At 70.1% G+C, this 14,789-nt stretch carries 14 protein-coding genes; 2 read left to right on the top strand and 12 right to left on the bottom strand.

Annotated elements, in window-relative coordinates; genetic code table 11:
- Nucleotides 1–35: 35 nt before the first annotated feature.
- The 10 genes from ACFV6V_RS30475 to ACFV6V_RS30430 all read right to left on the bottom strand — a co-directional run bounded on the left by ACFV6V_RS30475 (nt 36) and on the right by ACFV6V_RS30430 (nt 11,660).
- Nucleotides 36–992, bottom strand: coding sequence for a glycine betaine ABC transporter substrate-binding protein (locus tag ACFV6V_RS30475; protein WP_385571073.1), 957 nt, complete (start codon nt 990–992; stop codon nt 36–38).
- A gap of 50 nt (nt 993–1,042) precedes the next feature.
- The gene (locus ACFV6V_RS30470) at nt 1,043–3,025 is read right to left on the bottom strand and encodes an ABC transporter permease (RefSeq protein ID WP_385571072.1); all 1,983 of its coding nucleotides are present in this window, start codon (nt 3,023–3,025) and stop codon (nt 1,043–1,045) included.
- Nucleotides 3,026–3,080: 55 nt separating this feature from the next.
- Nucleotides 3,081–4,175: a glycine betaine/L-proline ABC transporter ATP-binding protein gene (locus ACFV6V_RS30465; RefSeq protein WP_385571071.1), complete on the bottom strand. Its 1,095-nt coding sequence runs from the start codon at nt 4,173–4,175 to the stop codon at nt 3,081–3,083.
- Entirely contained in the window at nt 4,172–5,719 is a 1,548-nt protein-coding gene (locus ACFV6V_RS30460) for a GMC family oxidoreductase (RefSeq protein ID WP_385571070.1), read from the bottom strand. Before ACFV6V_RS30460 ends, ACFV6V_RS30465 begins: the two co-directional genes overlap by 4 nt.
- Before the next feature lie 24 nt (nt 5,720–5,743).
- Entirely contained in the window at nt 5,744–7,225 is a 1,482-nt protein-coding gene (locus ACFV6V_RS30455) for an aldehyde dehydrogenase family protein (protein ID WP_385571069.1), read from the bottom strand.
- Nucleotides 7,226–7,593: 368 nt separating this feature from the next.
- Nucleotides 7,594–8,145: a SixA phosphatase family protein gene (locus ACFV6V_RS30450; RefSeq protein WP_385571068.1), complete on the bottom strand. Its 552-nt coding sequence runs from the start codon at nt 8,143–8,145 to the stop codon at nt 7,594–7,596.
- A gap of 94 nt (nt 8,146–8,239) precedes the next feature.
- Nucleotides 8,240–9,229, bottom strand: coding sequence for a malate dehydrogenase (locus ACFV6V_RS30445; RefSeq protein ID WP_385571067.1), 990 nt, complete (start codon nt 9,227–9,229; stop codon nt 8,240–8,242).
- Nucleotides 9,230–9,501: 272 nt separating this feature from the next.
- Nucleotides 9,502–10,539: an XRE family transcriptional regulator gene (locus tag ACFV6V_RS30440; RefSeq protein WP_385571066.1), complete on the bottom strand. Its 1,038-nt coding sequence runs from the start codon at nt 10,537–10,539 to the stop codon at nt 9,502–9,504.
- A 354-nt stretch (nt 10,540–10,893) separates the two neighbouring features.
- Nucleotides 10,894–11,361, bottom strand: a complete 468-nt coding sequence (locus ACFV6V_RS30435) for a helix-turn-helix domain-containing protein (RefSeq protein WP_385571065.1) — start codon at nt 11,359–11,361, stop codon at nt 10,894–10,896.
- On the bottom strand, nt 11,358–11,660 hold the full coding sequence (locus ACFV6V_RS30430; RefSeq protein ID WP_385571064.1) for a helix-turn-helix domain-containing protein: 303 nt from the start codon (nt 11,658–11,660) through the stop codon (nt 11,358–11,360). The genes ACFV6V_RS30435 and ACFV6V_RS30430 overlap by 4 nt, the downstream gene beginning before the upstream one ends.
- Nucleotides 11,661–11,945: 285 nt before the next feature.
- Here ACFV6V_RS30430 and ACFV6V_RS30425 point away from each other — a divergent pair, with 285 nt between their 5' ends.
- Nucleotides 11,946–12,314: a hypothetical protein gene (locus ACFV6V_RS30425; RefSeq protein WP_385571063.1), complete on the top strand. Its 369-nt coding sequence runs from the start codon at nt 11,946–11,948 to the stop codon at nt 12,312–12,314.
- A gap of 78 nt (nt 12,315–12,392) precedes the next feature.
- On the opposite strand, the gene ACFV6V_RS30420 is transcribed toward ACFV6V_RS30425, so the two are convergent.
- Nucleotides 12,393–12,932 carry a DUF3017 domain-containing protein gene (locus tag ACFV6V_RS30420; protein ID WP_385571062.1) on the bottom strand — a complete coding sequence of 180 codons (540 nt, stop codon included), beginning with the start codon at nt 12,930–12,932 and terminating at the stop codon, nt 12,393–12,395.
- 90 nt (nt 12,933–13,022) lie between these two features.
- Nucleotides 13,023–13,889, bottom strand: a complete 867-nt coding sequence (locus ACFV6V_RS30415; RefSeq protein ID WP_385571061.1) for a bifunctional methylenetetrahydrofolate dehydrogenase/methenyltetrahydrofolate cyclohydrolase — start codon at nt 13,887–13,889, stop codon at nt 13,023–13,025.
- A 235-nt stretch (nt 13,890–14,124) separates the two neighbouring features.
- Here ACFV6V_RS30415 and ACFV6V_RS30410 point away from each other — a divergent pair, with 235 nt between their 5' ends.
- Nucleotides 14,125–14,742: an RDD family protein gene (locus ACFV6V_RS30410; protein WP_385571060.1), complete on the top strand. Its 618-nt coding sequence runs from the start codon at nt 14,125–14,127 to the stop codon at nt 14,740–14,742.
- The last annotated feature ends 47 nt before the right edge of the window (nt 14,743–14,789 follow it).

The following is a 14,789-nucleotide window of genomic DNA, read 5'->3' as shown; positions in this document are numbered from 1 at the left end:
GGATCGCCCGCTCGTACGGTCGGTTCAGGCAACCGCTACTTCTTCGGGAGCCAGGCCTTCCAGGTGGCCTCGTTCTCCTTGACCCACTTCTCCGCCGCGGCCTCCGGCGACATCTTCTCGTCCGCGATCATCAGCGCGACCTCGTTCTGCTGGTCGGTCGTCCACTTGAAGTTCTTCAGGAACTGGGCCGCCTCGCCGCCCTTCTTGGCGAAGTCGGCGTTGAGGTACTTCTGGAGCGGGGTGTGCGGGTAGGCGCACGCGACCTTCTTCGGGTCGGCGTCGCAGCCCTCCTTGTACTCGGGCAGCTTGACCTCGACCATGTCGATCTCGGCGTTCAGCCACTGCGGGGTCCACCAGTACGTCAGGAAGGGCTTCTTCGCCTTCGCGTACTTCTTCATCGCCGTGATCTGGGCGGCCTCGGAACCCGCGTAGTTGGTCTTCAGGTCCAGCTTCAGGTTCTTGATGATCGCGTCGTCGTTGGTGACGTAGTCGGGCGAGCCCTCGAGCAGCTCACCCTTGTCGCCGCTCTCCGCCGTCTTGAATTCCTCGGCGTACTTGTTGAGGTTCTTCCAGTCGGTGGCATCCGGGTGCTTGTCGGCGAAGTACTTCGGCACGTACCAGCCGATGTGGCCGGTGACGCCGAGGTCGCCACCCTTGACGACGGACTGCTTCGTCTCGAGGTACTGCTTCTCCTCCTTGGGGTGGCCCCAGTCCTCGAGGACCGCGTCGATGTCGCCCTTGGACAGCGCGTCCCAGGCGAGCACCTCGCCCATCTGCTGGGTCTTGACCTTGTAGCCGAGCTCCTTCTCGAGGATGTGCTTGGCCACGGCCACGTTGGCCTGAGCACCGACCCAGGAGGGGACGGTCAGTTTCACGGTCTTGTCGCCGCCGACGTCGTTGCTCTTGCCGGTGTCGGCGGCGCCGCAGGCGGTCAGGGAGAGGACGCCGACGGCGCTGACGAGCGCGGTGGCGGTGCGAATAGCAGTACGCATGGTGCTTGGTGCTCCTGTCGGAAAGCGGGAAGGGTTGGGGAAGGCGGGGGTCAGCCGTGCTTGCGTGCGGTACGCGCCGTCGGCTGGGTGATCCGGTCCAGGACGAGTCCCAGGCAGACGATCGCGAGACCCGCCGTCATGCCGAGGCCCATCTCGCCCCGGGACAGGCCCTTCACGACGTCGTAACCGAGCGCACCGCCACCGACGAGACCGCCGACGACGACCACGGCCAGCACCAGCACCACACCCTGGTTGACGGCGAGTTGCAGGGCCGGTCGGGCCAGCGGGAGCTGGACGCCGAGGAGCTGCTGGCGTGCGGAGGAGCCGAGCGAGCGCGCGGCCTCCATCGCGCCCGGGTCCACCTCGCGCAGGCCCTGTGTGGTGATCCGGACGACAGCGGGCAGCGCGTACACGACCGCCGCGACGATCGCGGAAGTACGGGTGGCGCCGAACAGCGCGACCACCGGGATCAGGTACACGAACTGCGGCATCGTCTGCATCGCGTCCAGCAGCGGACGCAGCAGCCGCTCCAGCCATCCGGCCCGTGCGCTGAGCACACCCACGAGGATGCCCAGCACCAGCGTGACCACCAGCGCCGCGAGCACCTGGGACAGGGTGTCCAGGGACTTGGCCCAGACGCCGAGCGCGCCGACGGCGGCCATCGCGCCGGTCGCGGTGAGCGCGGAGACCCAGTTGCCCACCAGCCAGGCCACGGCTGCCACAAGCAGCAGCACCGACCACCACGGCAGCCACATCAGCGTGTCCCGCAGCGGGTTCAGGATCCACAGCGTGAACTCCCGGGCCCAGACCTCCACGAAGGCGAGGTTCTCGGTGATCCACTCCTGGGCCTGGTTGACCGGCGTGGAGATCTCGTACGTCCACGCCTCGGGCCAGGTGGTGGTGCGCACGGCGGCTGCGGCACCGGCGCCCACGGCGACCAGCGCCCAGGCCCTGCCACCGTGCAGCCAGCCGCCACCCGGCTCCGTCGCGGCCAGGCGGTCGCCCGCCGCCGCCGTCGTACGGTCCAGCCAGATCGCGATGAGCACGATCGGGACGCCTGCGGCGAAGGCCTTGCCGACGTCCGTCGTGGACAGCGCCGAGTAGACCTCCTCGCCGAGGCCGCCCGCGCCGACGAGCGCGGCGATGACGACCATCGAGAGCGCCATCATGATCGTCTGGTTGAGGCCGAGCAGCATCTGCTTGCGCGCGAGCGGCAGCCGGGCCGTCCACAGCCGCTGCCAGCCGCTGGCGCCGAGCGACTGAGCCGCCTCCAGGGCCCCGGGGTCGGCGCCACGCAGGCCGAGCGCGGTGAGCCGGGCCATCGGCGGGGCCGCGTAGATGACCGTGCAGAACAGCGCGGCGGGCGTACCCGTGCCGAAGACCAGCACGAACGGCAGCAGGTACGCGAACGCCGGCAGCACCTGCATGGTGTCCAGCACCGGGCGCAGTACCCGGTCGAACCGGTCGAAGATCCCGGCGAGGAGCCCGATCAGCACGCCGAGCACGGCGGCCACCGCCACGGCCACCACCATCAGCGCGATGGTGATCAGCGTGGCGTCCCACATGCCGAGCAGCCCGCACACGGCGAACGCCCCGAGCGCGGTGAGCGCCACCCGGGCGCCGCGCGCCCCGAGACCGGCGGCGCGCCAGGCGACCAGCACTCCGGCCGCCACCACACCGAGCCAGCCGAGGGCGTCAAGGCCCTGGTACACGGCGTTGACCCCGTCAGTGGCCGTGTTGGACAGATGCAGCAGGAAGTAGAGGAACACGGGGTGGGTGTCGCGGTTGTCGATCACCCAGTCGTTGGCGTCGTCGAGCGGCGCCGAGATGTCGACGGTCAGCGCGGAGGGCCAGCCTCCGCCGCCGAGCAGCAGCGCGCCGAGCACCACGAGCACGGCCAGGGCGGCGCCGCCCGCGAGCAGTCCGCGGCGGCGGCGTACGAAGTCGCCGAGACCACCGGGCTGCGCGAGCGCCGACCCCACTGCGTCGGGCTTCTTGGCCTTGGTCACTGAGTCCACGGTCACGCCGCTCATCCGCACCACCTCACCTTCCGAGTCGCGGTATCCGGGCCGGGTTTCCTCCTGCTCGTCATGCCGCCACCGCCTGTATGTCGGTGCCGGCGACCACGGCGAGCAGCGCGGCGTGGTCGACCACGCCGATGCAGCGGCCCTTCTCCATCACCCGGGCGGGCATGCCCACGCGGGCGACCGCCTCGATGGCCTCGGAGACGGTGGCGTCGGGTGCCACGGCGGGACCGGCCTCGGCCTCCTTGGCGTCCTCGGCCGGGCGCATCGCCGTACGTACGGTCATGACCTGCTCACGCGGCACATCGCGGACGAAGTCCCGTACGTAGTCGTCGGCGGGCGAACCCACGATCTGTTCGGGCGTGCCGAGCTGCACGATCCGCCCGTCCCGCATCAGCGCGATCCGGTCACCCAGGCGCAGCGCCTCGCTCAGATCGTGGGTGATGAAGACCATCGTGCGGCCTTCCTCGCGGTGCAGCCGGACGACCTCGTCCTGCATGTCCCGCCGGATCAGCGGGTCGAGCGCGCTGAACGGCTCGTCGAAGAGCAGCACTTCGGGGTCGACGGCCAGGGCACGGGCGAGGCCGACGCGCTGCTGCTGGCCACCGGAGAGCTGGCCGGGGCGGCGGTGCTCCATGCCGTCGAGGCCGACCTTGGCGATGAACTCGGCGGCCTTGGCGCGGCGGGCCGACCGGCCGAGGCCCTGGATCTCCAGGCCGTACGCCACATTGTCGAGCACGGAACGGTGCGGCAGCAGGCCGAAGTGCTGGAACACCATCGAGGCCCGGTGCCTGCGCAGTTCACGCAGCCGTGTCTTGTCCATCGACAGCACGTCCTCGCCGTCGATCGCGATCGAACCGGAGGTCGGTTCGATCAGCCGGGTCAGGCAGCGGACGAGGGTCGACTTGCCGGAGCCGGACAGGCCCATGACGACGAACACCTCGCCGCGGCGCACGTCGAAGCTCACATCGTGTACGGCGGCGGTGCAGCCGGTGCGCTCACGCAGCTCGGTGGGGTCGAGATCGGCGAGCTCGGCCGACTGCGGGACACGCTCGGCCTTGGGCCCGAAGACCTTCCACAGGTTGCGTACGGCGAACACAGGCGAGTCGTTCGTGGCGGTCGAGTCGTCTGTCACGGTCGCATTGGTCGTTTCGGTCATCGGGTCTCACTCCCCGTTTCCTTGAGCAGTTCGGCACACTTCTCGCCCACCATCAGGACGCCGATCATCGGGTTCACGGCAGGCATCGTCGGGAAGACGGAGGCGTCCGCGATACGGATTCCGTCCAGGCCCCGGACCTTCAGGTCCGGCGCCACCACCGCGAGTTCATCGGCGGCCGCACCCATGCGGCAGGTGCCTGCCGGGTGGTAGACGGTGTGCGCGACCTTGCGCGCGTACTCGCTCAGTTCCTCGTCGCCCGTCACCTCGGGCCCCGGGCAGACCTCCCGCTTCAGCCAGCCCGCCAGCGGCTCGGCCTTGGCGATCTCGCGGGCGATGCGGATGCCGTCCACGAGCGTGCGGCCGTCGTAGTCGTCCTCGTCCGTGAAGTAGCGGAAGTCGAGCGCGGGCTTGACCGCCGGGTCGGCGCTGGTGAGGTACACACGGCCACGGCTGTGTGGCTTGGGGATGTTCGGGGTCATCGACACGCCGTGCGGCGGGCGTTCGTAGCCGAGCCGCTCCGGATTGTCGGTGAACGGGATCTGGTAGAAGTGGAACATCAGGTCGGGGCCCTGGTGTTCGGGGTCCCGGCGCACGAACAGACCGGCGTCGGAGTCCATCGCCGAGTTCTCCGGGATCGGCCCGTGGGTCTCCCAGACGATCACCGACTCGGGGTGGTCGAGCAGGTTCTCGCCGACGCCCGGCAGATCGTGGACGACGGGTATGCCGAGCGCCTCCAGATCGGCCTGGGGGCCGATACCGGAGTGCATCAGCAGGCGCGGGGTGTCGACCGCGCCGGCGCAGACGATGACCTCGCGGCGCGCGGTGATCAGCTGCTCCTCACCGTCCTTGCCACGGACATGCACGCCGGTGGCGCGGGTGCCGTCCAGCTCCAGCCGGTACGCCCAGGTCTCCAGCAGGATGGTGAGGTTGGCACGCTCGTCCATCACCGGGTGGAGATAGGCGACCGAAGCCGAGGACCGCTTGTTGTTCTCGGGGTGGTAGGCGAGGTCGAAGAAGCCGACGCCCTCGTCGAACGGCTTCTTGTTGAAGCCCTCGACGCGGGGGACGCCGAGCGCGGCCTGGGCGGCGTCGACGAAGTCGCGGGCGATGGCGTTGCGGTCGGCCTCGTCCACCGGCACGACGTTGTTGAGCAGCCGGTCGAAGTACGGGTCCATGGCCGCCGCGTTCCAGCCCTTGGCGCCGGACTCCTCCCACTCGTCCCAGTCGGACGGCAGCGGCTTGAAGGCGATCAGGGTGTTGTGCGACGAACAGCCGCCGAGCACCCGGGCGCGGCTGTGCCGGATGTGGGAGTTGCCGCGCGGCTGCTCGGTGGTCGGGTAGTCGTAGTCGAGCTCCCCGCCGAGCAGACCCATCCAGCGGCGCAGGGTCAGCACGTCGTCCCGGCCGACATCGCTGGGGCCGCCCTCGATGACGGCGACGGTGGTGCCTGGGTTCTCGGTGAGCCGGGAGGCGATCACCGAACCCGCGGTGCCGCCCCCGACGACGACATAGTCGTACTCGGGTATGTGCGTGGGCTTGTTCATGGTGTGTCCTGCTCCGCGTCTGTCTCAGCCTGCGAACCAGCGCACGGGGCGCGGGGCGAGGTTCTGGTAGATGTGCTTGGTCTCGCGGTACTCGGCGAGCCCGGCCGGGCCGAGCTCCCGGCCGATACCGGACTTGCCGAAGCCGCCCCACTCCGCCTGGGGAAGGTAGGGGTGGAAGTCGTTGATCCAGACCGTGCCGTGACGCAGCCGGCCGGCGACCCGCCTGGCGCGTCCGGGGTCGCCGCTCCAGACGCCGCCCGCGAGGCCGTACTCGGTGTCGTTGGCGAGGGCGACCGCCTCGTCCTCGGTGCGGAAGGTCTCCACGGTCAGGACCGGCCCGAAGACCTCCTCGCGGATGACGCGCATACCGCGGTGGCAGCGGTCGAGGACGGTCGGGCGGTAGAAGTAGCCGGGGCCTTCGGGCCGGGTGCCGCCCGCGCGCAGTACGGCGCCCTCGGCGAGGGCGGAGGCCACGTACTCCTCGGTCCTGGCGAGCTGCTGGGCGGAGACGAGGGGACCGCATTCGACGCCGTCGTCCGTGCCGCGGCCGATACGGATCTTCTCGGCGCGGCGGGCGAGCTCGTCCACGAAGCGCTCGCGCAGTGACTCCTCGATGATCAGCCGGGAACCGGCCGAGCAGACCTGGCCGCTGTGGATGAAGGCAGCGTTCAGGGCCTGGTCGACTGCGGTGTCGAAGCCCGCGCTGGTGGTGCAGGCGTCGGCGAAGACCACGTTCGGGTTCTTGCCACCGAGCTCCAGGGCGACCTTCTTGACGGTCTCGGCAGCGGCACGCATGACCTTGGTGCCGCTGACGATGCCACCGGTGAAGGAGACGAGGTCGACATCCGGGTGCTCGGCGAGCCGGGCGCCGACGGTGTGGCCCGCTCCGGTGACGATGTTGGCGACGCCCGTGGGGAGCCCGGCCTCCTGGAGAAGGCGGATCAGCGCGACCGTGGTCAGGGGGGTGAGCTCGCTGGGCTTGATCACGAAGGTGTTGCCGGCCGCGAGCGCCGGGGCGATCTTCCAGCTTGCCTGGAGCAGCGGATAGTTCCAGGGCGTGATCAGCGCGCAGACGCCCACGGGCTCGTGCACGACCACGCTGTGGATCTCGCTGGAGCCGGCGTCCACGACACGTCCGGTCTCGTTCATGACCAGGTCGGCGAAGTACGCGAACGCGTCGGCGACGCAGTCGATGTCGATGCGCCCTTCCTCCACCGTCTTACCGGCGTCCCGGCTCTCGAGCAGCCCGAGCTCCTCGCGGTCCCGCCGCAGCAGCCCCGCGACCCGCCGCAGCAGCGCCGCCCGCTCGGCCACCGGTGTACGGGGCCACTCCCCCTGGTCGAACGCGCGGCGCGCGGCGGCGATCGCGGCGTCGGTGTCCGCGGCACCACCCTCCGCCACGATGGCGAAGGCGGTGGCGTCGACGGGGTCGAGGATCTCTCGCGTGGCTCCGGAGTCGGCTTTGCGCCAATCTCCGTCCACGTGGATGGTCAGTTGTACCGACACGTCGCGTTTGGCCTTCCATTCCCGGTATGTCTCTCACCAGCGAAGACTGGTGAACGGATCGCCTGCCCCGGGGGCGCCAAAGCATGCGTGACGGGTGGCTGGAAGTGGTCGGCCTCACTCCGGTTGGCCGGCGAGCGAGCCCGAACGGCGGTGCGAAGGGATGCGACAACCGCGCCCGACAGGGGCCAACCCGCACCGGGTCGCACATGCGTTCGGTCGAGCTGCGCGAGTCAGGCTGCTCGATCAGGCTGAAACTGTCCGGGCCCGGCGCGACGGCGCGTCCGCGATGACCATGGTCCGCGGCGGGCGGCCCGTGCTCCGCGGGCACCGGCAGGAGACGGACCCGGCCGTGGGAGTCGTGGGCGCGGTCAGTCGGTCGACGCCCTGGCGACGACGAACGACACCAGCCGGGCCGCTCCGGGTACCAGTGCCGCCCAGCCCGTACCGAGGGCGAACACCGCGAAGGCGGAGGTCGGGAACTTCTCCGTCATCCAGGCGAGGGAATCCAGGTCCGCGTCGCCGCTGAGTGTGGCGGAGAGCTCCTCGATGCCTGGGTTGTGGCCCACCACCAGAACGGTGCCCGTCTCCGGGGGTACTTCGCGGAGCACGGCGATGAGCGCGTCAGGTCCGGCCTCGTACACCCGGTCGTCGTACGACACCGGCAGCTGGGCGCCACCCAGCGGGGCGGCTACGAGATCCCAGGTTTCGCGGGTCCTGCGGGAGGGAGAGCAGAGCACCAGGTCCGGCACGCAGTCCATCTCGCGCAGCAGCCGACCGGCCTCCGCGGCGTCACTGCGACCCCGCGGGGCAAGCGGGCGCTCAGGATCCTCGACACCCTCCGGCCTGGCGGATTTGGCGTGCCGCAGCAGCACCAGACGGGGGCCGCCCTGCTCGTGTCCGCTTCCGGTACCGGGAGTCATGGGCCCAGGTTGGCACAGGAGCCCTCAAAGTGCTCTGGGGCGCCACACCGCGGTGTGGCGCCCCAGAGGCGAATACGGCAGAAGCCGCAGAAAGCTAGATCAGACCGAGACCGCGGACCGCGTCGCGCTCCTCCGCCAGCTCCGCGACCGACGCGTCGATGCGAGTGCGGGAGAACTCATTGATGTCCAGGCCCTGGACGATCTCGTACTTGCCGTCCTTGCAGGTGACCGGGAAGGAGGAGATGAGGCCCTCCGGGACGCCGTAGGAGCCGTCCGACGGGATACCCATGGAGGTCCAGTCACCCTCGGCGGTGCCGTTGACCCAGGTGTGGACGTGGTCGATGGCGGCGTTGGCGGCGGAGGCCGCGGAGGAGGCACCACGGGCCTCGATGATCGCCGCGCCGCGCTTCGCGACGGTCGGGATGAAGGTGTCGGCCAGCCAGGCCTGGTCGTTGACGATCTCCGCGGCGTTCTTGCCGGCGATCTCCGCGTGGAAGATGTCCGGGTACTGGGTCGCGGAGTGGTTGCCCCAGATCGTCAGGCGCTTGATGTCGGAGACGGCGGCGCCGGTCTTGGCGGCGAGCTGCGAGATCGCGCGGTTGTGGTCGAGCCGGGTCATCGCCGTGAAGCGCTCGGACGGAACGTCCGGAGCCGCGGCCTGCGCGATGAGGGCGTTGGTGTTGGCCGGGTTGCCGACGACGAGGACCTTGATGTCGTCCGCGGCGTGGTCGTTGATGGCCTTGCCCTGTGGCTTGAAGATGCCGCCGTTGGCGGAGAGCAGGTCACCGCGCTCCATGCCCTTGGTCCGCGGACGCGCGCCGACCAGAAGCGCGACATTGGCACCGTCGAACGCCACGTTCGGGTCGTCGGTGATGTCGATGCCCTGGAGCAGCGGGAAGGCACAGTCGTCGAGCTCCATGGCGGTGCCCTCGGCAGCCTTCAGACCCTGCGGGATCTCCAGCAGGCGCAGCTTGACCGGCACGTCCGCGCCAAGCAGCTGGCCGGAGGCGATGCGGAAGAGCAGTGCGTAACCGATCTGGCCGGCCGCGCCGGTGACGGTGACATTCACGGGAGTGCGGGTCATAGCGATCTCCGTAAGACAGCTGGCGGTGGGGTTCCCTGCCCCGGGTGCTGGATACCTCCACCGTACTGATCGATCTCTCGACGTGAAGAGATATCCGGCGTCAGGCTATCCGACCCGGGGGCCGCCCCACTGCCGCCCCCTGAGAGTGCCGCCCCCTTGTGGCGCGGCTCACTCAGGCCGCACTCCGCCCGGGCGGGCGAGCGCGCCACTCGCCGCGCGCACCGCCCCTCACGGCACGCACCGCTGTTCACCGCGCGCACCGCCACCCTCGCTCACTGCTCGGTCGTGCACCCCTTCGTCCCGCTCGTGAGCGTCGCGCAGGCCTCGGCATCCGCCTTCGAGGCCACCGCGACCATCGGGGTGTATGCGTCCCCGTCCGCGTTGACCAGGCCGTTCTCCGCTGCTTCGCCTGCGGATATGGAGACCTTGTCCCCCGCCGCCGCCTTGGTTATCCGGGCCCAGGCAGCCGCGCAGGTCTCGCTGTAGCGGACCTCCACGACAGCCGTACCGACGGTGACCCGTGCGGATGTGGTGGCGAGCTGACCGCCGCACCCCATGCTTTCCGGGTCCTGGCCGGTGCAGTCGGCGCCGGTGCACTTGACCCCGGCGGGCAGCTCGGGGGTGCTGGTGCTGGGCGCGGCGGACGGCGCCTCGGCCACAGTGCCGCCCTTCTTCTCTTCGCCGCCTCCCCCGAGGTCGGTCAGCAGCACGGCCGCCGCGACCACCAGGAGCGCGCCGACGACGCCGGCGATGAACAGCGGCACCCTGCTGCGACCACCCCGGCCGCGCCCCCGGTCAGCTGAGCCCGGAGCGGCCGCGTGCCCTCCGCCTCGCTGCTGGGGAATGGCGCGCCGACCCCCGCCCTGGGCGGGATCGGCAGAGCCGTACGCCTCACTGCCCGGGCCGGACGGCGGCGCCGCCGTTCTCGAGGACCCGGCCATGCCGCCGGGTCCGCCCGGCGCGTCCGCGCCGAACTCCCCGAGTGCCGCACGCGCCTGCGAAATACGGATGGCTTCCATGGTCATGTCGTGCCGCATCTCGGCGCGACTCCAGGCACGCTCCGCGAGCTCCCACATGGTGGTGAGGTGGCCCGGGTTCGTCCCCGTCACCTCGGCGAGCGCCACGATCGCGCGCTTGGGTGCGAGCAGCCGCCCGTTCAGATAGCGCTCCCACGACGTCTTGCTGAACCCTGTCCGGTCCGAGACGGCCGCGATACTCAGCCCGCTGCGGTCCACGAGCCTGCGCAGCTGGCTCGCGAACTCCTTGACCTGAGGGTCCAACTCTTCCGGTAGCGCCTTCCAACGAGGCATTGCTTCCCCCTTGTCCCCCCGACGTGCCTGATGTGCCCCGCGCTGTGGTGCCCCCTGCCACGCCTCCGGGCTCGCCCGGAGGGATGCGCAGAGCCAGGATGTCAGTTCCTGCGACTGGGGCGCACGGGGAGCATTCGGGACATTTACGCACTCCCCGCGTGCGCCCCTGCCCCGAAGCCCGAATCAGTCTCGCATCCGCCGCGCCACGATCACACCACAGCGGAACCGTCACTTCCGTGCCACAGACACCTAATCCCGCTTGCATCGCGATTGGCGCGTGCATGACGCTGTTGCCCACGACGGCGCCCGTCCTCCCACGGGGGAGAGGATGGGCCCGTCACAGCACGGCGGCGGTCATGCCGGACGAGCACGACACAGGCGGCGGACGAGCACGACCCCGAACGCGACCACCACCACCGTCGCCAGCGAGGTCAGCAGCGTCGCCACGCAGACGCGACGGGGGACCCGGGCCGCCTCGCACCAAGGCACCCCGGAGAGCGCCTCCTCCTCCGGTGAGGGTCCGACCGGACTCCGCCCGCCTCGGCCATCGACGGGCACCTCCTGAGCCCGGACGGCCCTGCCGCTCCACACCGCGTCCGCGAGCTCCCACAGCGCGAGCAGCGGGCGCGAGGGCTCACCGGTGACCGCGCAGAGAGCCTCCACGGCACTACGCGGCACGGGCTGCTCGCCGCCCAGATAGCGCTGCCAGGACGACTTGCTGTACGGGGTGCGGGCCGCCAGGGCGGCCAGACTCAGCCCCGACCGCGCCCGCAGCCGCCGCAGCTCACCGACCAGTTGCTCACACTCGGGGCGGCTCGTCACCGGCGCGCCCCGCCGGCTATGCCGCCCCCTGCCGGCCCCCTGGCCCGTATGGCGACCTCACAGAGCACGACGAGCCGCGTCGGCTCCACTGCACACACCCGGGCCAACTCCTCGACAGCGCCCCGGGGCACGGGCTGCCTGCCGTTGAGGTAACGCGCCCAGGACGAGCGGCTGTAGCCGGTCCTGTCCGCGAGCGCGGTGAGACTGAGCCCGCTGTGGTCCTTGAGCCTGCGCAACTGTGCGATCAGCCTGCGCTCATGGTCGGCCAGCGCGGCCGGCAGTTCCTTCCATCTGGACATGGCACACCCCCGATTCCGGTCCGGTTCCTCCGGTTTCCTCCACTCCATGAGATCACTACCGACAGTGACGATTCCACCTCATTCGCGGCTTTGGCGAGAAGACGACAAGACCCTTGCGTCCCACGGTGTGGTCATGCATGAACGCGTCCCGGCAGCTCAGCGCGCGGGACGTCCCACAAGGTCTCAACCCGCCGGATTTCCCTGGAGAGAAGCGGAGTTGGCGCGCGACAGTCGGATTCCGTGCCGGGTGGCCACGCCCGGGCGGACAACGGAGGGAACAGACACATGAACGCCGCCCGCAAGCGCATCGTGCTCGCCGTCGCCGCAGCAGCCATCGGCGCCGGCCTCTCGCTCGCCCCCACGGCCGGGGCGACCTCCCAGTCGGACGCGGGGCTCCAGGCCTCGTGCAACTGGCCGTACGTCTGCTTCTACAAGGGCAGCACGAAGACCGGACAGTTCAAGGACGTCACCAGCGGCTGGCAGAACCTGGGCGCCAGCAAAGGTGCCGACCGGATGGTGAACACCCGTCGCGACGACATCGTCTACACCCACTTCACCAACGGCAACACCTGGTGCACCCCGCCCGAGAACACCACGTACTTCAACTCGTGGGTCGTCGACAAGATCCGCATCAGCTCGGCCTCCTCCTGCTGAGAAGCGTCGGCCCCCGCCGCCGTACAAGACGGGGCGGGGGCCGACGAAGGCCGACTGGAGCAGCCGACGCGGCGATACCTACCGGACGGTGATGCGGACCACGCCCTCCAGGAACGGGACCTCCAGCCAGGGCTTGGGCTGGGCCATCAGCGCGAGCAGCACGATCACGATGCCCAGCAGCCCGTACGTGATCATGTCGGTGAACCGCGAACGCACCGCCAGCATGCCCACGGAGGGCAGCACGCGGCGCAGCACCGCTCCGGTGAGCAGGGCGACGCCGACGAGGATCGTGCCGACACGGAAGGACTGCGGGAACGGGTCGGCGCCGACGATCAGCAGTCCCAGCGCCGCCGTCCCGATCACCGTGAGCAGCGGCCACTGGCGGGCGGGGGCGGGGGCGTCGCCTGGCGCTGCCCGACCTCCGCCTTCCGGACGGGCGGTGTCGCGGGTGACCTTGGGCGGACGACGGGACCGGGACGCACTCGTCCTCTGCGCTTCCCCCAGGCCGCCCTCGTCCCGATCTCCCTCGTGACTTCCCCCACGATCTCCTCCGGACGCAACCGGATCGCCCGTCACGCGCGCCTCGTCACGCGCCTCGCCGGGCGTTTCGTCAGGCATACCGTCAGGCGTTTCGTCAGGCGTCTCGTGTGCGCCGTCGGCGTCACGATCCGGGGTGTCCGGTCCCGGTGCGGGCTTGCCCATGACCGCTCAGCCCGCAGCGCCGGCCGCGGCCCGCTCTGCCGCCTCGACGACATTGACCAGGAGCTGCGCCCGGGTCATCGGGCCGACGCCACCGGGATTCGGGGCGACCCAGCCCGCCACTTCGGTGACGCCGGGGTGCACGTCGCCGACGATCTTCCCGGTCTCGTCACGACTGACGCCCACATCGAGCACCGCCGCGCCCGGCTTCACGTCCTCCGGCTTCACCAGGTGCGGCACACCCGCGGCGGCGACGATGATGTCGGCCTGCCGAAGCTGGGCGGAGAGGTCACGGGTACCGGTGTGGCACTGCGTCACCGTCGCGTTCTCGGACTTGCGGGTCAGCAGCAGCGGCATCGGCCGCCCGATGGTGACCCCGCGCCCCACGACCACGACATGAGCGCCCTTGATCTCCACGCCGTGGCGGCGCAGCAGCGTGATGATGCCCGCAGGGGTGCAGGGCAGCGGCGCCTTCTCGTTGAGCACCAGGCGCCCCAGGTTCATGGGGTGGAGTCCGTCCGCGTCCTTGTCCGGGTCCATCAACTCCAGTACGCGATTGGTGTCGATGCCCTTGGGCAGCGGCAACTGCACGATGTAGCCCGTGCACTCGGGGTTGTCGTTGAGCTCCCGGACGACCGCTTCGATCTCCTCCTGCGAGGCGGTGGCGGGCAGTTCACGCTGGATGGACGCGATGCCCACCTGCGCACAGTCACGGTGCTTTCCTGCCACGTACTTCTGGCTGCCGACGTCCTCACCGACGAGCAGCGTCCCCAGGCCGGGCGTGACACCCGCAGCCTTGAGCGCCGCCACACGGGCGGTCAGGTCGGACTTGATAGCGGCTGCGGTGGCCTTGCCATCGAGAATCTGGGCGGTCATGACCCCATCCTCGCGGATGACCCCTGCCCTGTTCCAATTAGGGACACCACACGGTGACACGAGGTTGCACTTATGCAACACATACTCTTATCGACTGGACAAAAAACCGGCGTTACCACCACGATGTCCGGGCGCAGTGCCGCGGGCAGTGTCGGGGGGCACACCGCACGATCTTTGTGATTCTCCTCCGTCAGGACCGCGCCGTCCCCGCAAAACCAACGGAGGAACCCTCGCCATGAGCTTCGGCGACCCGAACAACCCCTACGGACAGCAGCCCCAGCAGCCCCCGCAGGGCCAGCCCGGATACGGCTACCCGCAGCAGGCCCCGCAGGGCGTGCCGCAGCAGGGCTACGGCTACCCCCAGCAGCCCGGCCAGTACCCCCAGGCGCCCGCGTACCCCCAGGCCGGATACGGCCAGCAGCCCGGGTACGGGCAGATGCCGGAACTCGCCCACTGGGGTCTGCGGTTCGGCGCCTACCTGCTGGACATGCTGATCATCGTCGGTCCGTACTACCTGCTGGCGGGCATAGGCGTGGCCATCAGCAGCTCGGCGAACGACGGCGGCTTCGCCGTGCTGGGCATCCTGGGCTTCGTGTACCTGATCGGCATGTTCTTCTACCAGCTCTACCTGGAGGGCACGACCGGTCAGTCGATCGGCAAGAAGGCCCTCAAGATCCGCCTGCTGAAGGAGGCCGACGGCTCCACGCTCGGCTTCGGCATGGCCTTCGTCCGCAAGCTGGCCCACTTCCTCGACAGCCTGGCCTGCTACCTCGGATGGCTGTGGCCGATCTGGGACAGCAAGAAGCAGACCTTCGCCGACAAGGTGTGCAGCACGGTGGTCGTGCGCGCCTGACGCGACTGAGTGACACAGCGGCGGGCTCCGACGGATTCGTCGGAGCC

It is taken from the genome of Streptomyces sp. NPDC059828 (assembly GCF_042731955.1).
GTDB lineage: Bacteria > Actinomycetota > Actinomycetes > Streptomycetales > Streptomycetaceae > Streptomyces.
Note: the sequence above shows the minus strand (reverse complement) of the source record. Positions and strands in the feature narration are given on the sequence as shown.